We start from the raw sequence: 3,483 nt of genomic DNA on the forward strand, positions 1-3,483 counted from the left end.
CTTCGTCATTTGCAGGAACAGGATTTACTCGTACATAGTGTATGGGGAGATTATTCAATGGCAGTTCATGCAATTGATTCTTCCCATCTTAGCGAAATTCGAGATTGTGATCTGATTCTTCTAGCCGTGAAATCTACTTCTCTAACGAGTGTTCTCCCGCAAATTGAGCAACTTCTAGCAAATGAAACGAAAATACTTTGTCTATTAAACGGCATTGGCAACGAAGAACGACTTGCTGAAACATTCGGAGCGGAGCGTGTGATTGGCGGCTGCGCCTTTGTGTCTGTTATCAACGAAGGCGCAGGTAGAATTCGGCACCTAGCAAAGGGAGATCTTTCAATTGGTAGTTGGATCAAGCAGACTTCATCCTTTCTTTCCGAATTACGAGCGGCATTTACGAAAGCGGGTGTTGCCGTTACACTTGAAGAAAATATGAAAAAAGCCAAATGGGAAAAGTTACTTTGGAATATCCGGTACAACCCCATTACAGCCTTAACGCGAACGACAGTTGGAGAAGCGGTGGATAGTCCATATTTATATGCCATTTTACATGAAATGACAAGTGAGTATATGAATGTTGCTGCATCCATTGGTATTACGTTTGATTTAGAAAAAAATAAGGAAACGTTTCATCCAAATCAAGCTGTAAAACAACATAAAACATCGATGCTACAAGACTTAGAGCACGGGAAAAAAATGGAGTTAGAAGCCCTAGTTGGCTATGTCATCCAGGTTGCCAAAGAACAAAATGTTCCCGTTCCAACAATCGAAACTATTTATCAGTTGCTTCAGTTTGAAGAACAAAAAGAAAACTTGGCCCATAGATAAAACATGGTTTCAACAAGGAGATTCATTTTTTATGAAATTAATTTCGTGGAATGTAAACGGCCTACGCGCTTGTGTAAAAAAAGGATTTATAGAATATTTTAAAAACATGGACGCAGATATTTTTTGTGTTCAAGAAACAAAATTACAAGCAGGACAAATAGATTTAAACTTAGAGAATTACCATCAATATTGGAATTATGCAGTGAAAAAAGGTTACTCAGGCACTGCTGTTTTTTCGAAGCAAAAGCCGCTAGATGTGAGATATGGTGTTGGCATGGAAGAGGACGAACAGGAGGGAAGAATCCTTACCTTAGAGTTTGAAAGCTTCTTTTTAGTCAATGTGTATACACCCAACTCGCAGCGCGACCTGGCACGCCTGGATGTGAGAATTAAATGGGAAGATAAGATACGCAGTTATCTCATCGAATTGGATGGGCGTAAGCCAGTCATTCTGTGCGGGGATTTAAATGTAGCACATCAAGAAATTGATTTGAAAAATCCGAAACCGAATATCGGAAACTCTGGTTTTACCATTGAAGAACGAGGAAAAATGACAGACCTCCTCGCATCCGGATTTATTGATACCTATCGTTATCTGTATCCAGATAAGACAGATGTTTACACGTGGTGGTCCTATATGAATCAAGTAAGAGCAAGAAACATTGGCTGGCGCATCGATTATTTCCTTGCTTCCGAACGGTTGAAGGAACGTATTCAAGATGTTCAAATTCATGCAGAAGTCATGGGGAGTGACCATTGCCCAGTTGTGTTAGAAATTGAATTGCCTTAAACAAAAAGACTACCAAATCCCAAAAATGGTTTGGTAGTCTTTGTATCTTTTATTATCCTATAAATGTTATTTGCTCGGATAGAACAACATGAATGTTGTAACTCATCTTAAGGTATGGAATCACGCGCTTGTTTATATATCCCCCACTTATCAAATGAATCCAAAGTATTATGTTGATGGTATGCTGGTACTACCCAAGTATAATGTTCTTCCAGTAGAAAAAGTAAATAATCCCCTTATTCTCATTACACATTCATTTTCCCAAAAATGATTATGTAAGATTTTCTCACAAGCTGGTAAGCTATTTCTGAATTTTCGTGTAATCTATTTATATAGCAGTATTTTTTAAAATCATCGAATAGAAAGGAGATGGGTATTTTCATGGTGACATTACGAAACATAGCCAGCCTTCCTTCGTTACAAGCAATTTCAGTCGTTGCAGGAGAATCCGGATTAGAACGATTTGTTACAGGGGTAAATGTTACAGAAAGTGTGGATCTTGCAGAATTTATCAGGCCGCATGAACTTATTGTTACCACTGGTATTAATATGAATCATAATGCAGAAGAACTGTTTGAAATGGTGAAGTCAGCCTTTTACCGTAAAGCTGCAGGCATTGTATTAAACACAGGTCCTTATATTCCTAGCATTTCTTCAAATATATTGCATTTTGCAAATGAACATCAGTTTCCTGTATTTGAAATGCCATGGAGATATCGCATAGCTGACTTTATTAAAATTACCGTCTCCTTTTTAACATCTGCACAGAATCTAAAGGACGACAAGCGGCAGTTTCTATCCGACCTGTTGTTTCAAGATCAACTTGCTTTAGATGAATATGAAGCAAAACGAGCTTATTTTGGTTTTCCCTCTGATGCTGAGTTTAGAGTTATTGTTTGTAACGTCAACGAACGTATTGATTCCATGCCAAATCTCGTCACACTTATAACCGAGAGCATTCGCATGCGTTACAAACATTTTCTTTTGATCTCATTTGAAAATCAAATCATCTACATGGTTAAGGAACGAGAAACCTATCAAGTTCCTCTTACATCTGTAATCGCATCAATTAAGCAAAAGAGAGGAGATATAAGGCTCGGGATTGGTAACGTGTATAAGGAATTGAATCATGTAAAAAACAGCTATCAAGAAGCATGCCACGTGATTAAGCTATGCCAAAATCGCTGTAGTCAGACGATATATGCATATGAAAATATGGGTGCCTATAAACTGTTACTACATTTACAGGATCGGCACATGGCAGAAGAATATCATCATGAAATTCTCGGACCGCTCTATCGATATGACAGACTACACCAAACAGACTACGTTCCCTTTCTTCGCATTTTTATTGAAGAGGATGGGCATACATCAACAATAGGACGAAGAAACTATATCCACCGGAATACCGTTCTTTATAAAATAAAAAAAATTGAATCGATACTCGAATGTAGTGTAAACACTACATTTACTAAAACAAATATTACACTAGCCTTTATGATCGAGGATATGTTTGAGTTACATACATCCTTAGATTGTGCAGTTGCACAATCTTTTTTGTAAAGGTGGTTCTTGTCAAAGCGGCTATAATTGCGATACGATTAAATTATCAAATAATTCAGAATTATCAAGGAGGGAACAAGCAATGAAACCGATTGAAGATACACAAATAATGAAAGATGATAAAGAATACGTCATGCATTCCTGGTCAAAGCAAAAGAATGTGAACCCCAAAATCATAAAAAACGCGGAAGGGATTTTCTTCTGGGATGAAAAAGGCAAGAAATATTATGATATGTGTTCCCAACTAGTATACTTAAATGTAGGACATCAGCATCCAAAATTACTTGAGGAGTTTAAGCATA

Annotated in this window: 4 protein-coding genes; all 4 read left to right on the top strand. The window is 37.4% G+C overall.

Going from position 1 to position 3,483, the window contains the following annotated elements; translation table 11 throughout:
* The coding region (locus tag AC11ZT_RS05420) for a ketopantoate reductase family protein (RefSeq protein WP_484058628.1) at positions 1–828 on the top strand (828 nt) is incomplete at its 5' end.
* Positions 829–859: 31 nt separating this feature from the next.
* The gene (locus AC11ZT_RS05425) at positions 860–1,618 is read left to right on the top strand and encodes an exodeoxyribonuclease III (RefSeq protein WP_484058629.1); all 759 of its coding nucleotides are present in this window, start codon (positions 860–862) and stop codon (positions 1,616–1,618) included.
* Positions 1,619–1,999: 381 nt separating this feature from the next.
* Positions 2,000–3,181: a PucR family transcriptional regulator gene (locus AC11ZT_RS05430; RefSeq protein ID WP_484058630.1), complete on the top strand. Its 1,182-nt coding sequence runs from the start codon at positions 2,000–2,002 to the stop codon at positions 3,179–3,181.
* Positions 3,182–3,263: 82 nt separating this feature from the next.
* Positions 3,264–3,483: aminotransferase class III-fold pyridoxal phosphate-dependent enzyme (locus AC11ZT_RS05435; RefSeq protein WP_484058631.1), on the top strand; the 220-nt coding region annotated here is incomplete at its 3' end.

Source organism: Ectobacillus sp. (assembly GCF_056992975.1).

Excerpts from the sequence above, each read along its gene's own strand:
- AC11ZT_RS05425 (WP_484058629.1), top strand. The coding sequence starts at position 860 with ATGAAATTAATTTCGTGGAATGTAAACGGCCTACGCGCTTGTGTAAAA.
- AC11ZT_RS05430 (WP_484058630.1), top strand. The coding sequence starts at position 2,000 with ATGGTGACATTACGAAACATAGCCAGCCTTCCTTCGTTACAAGCAATT.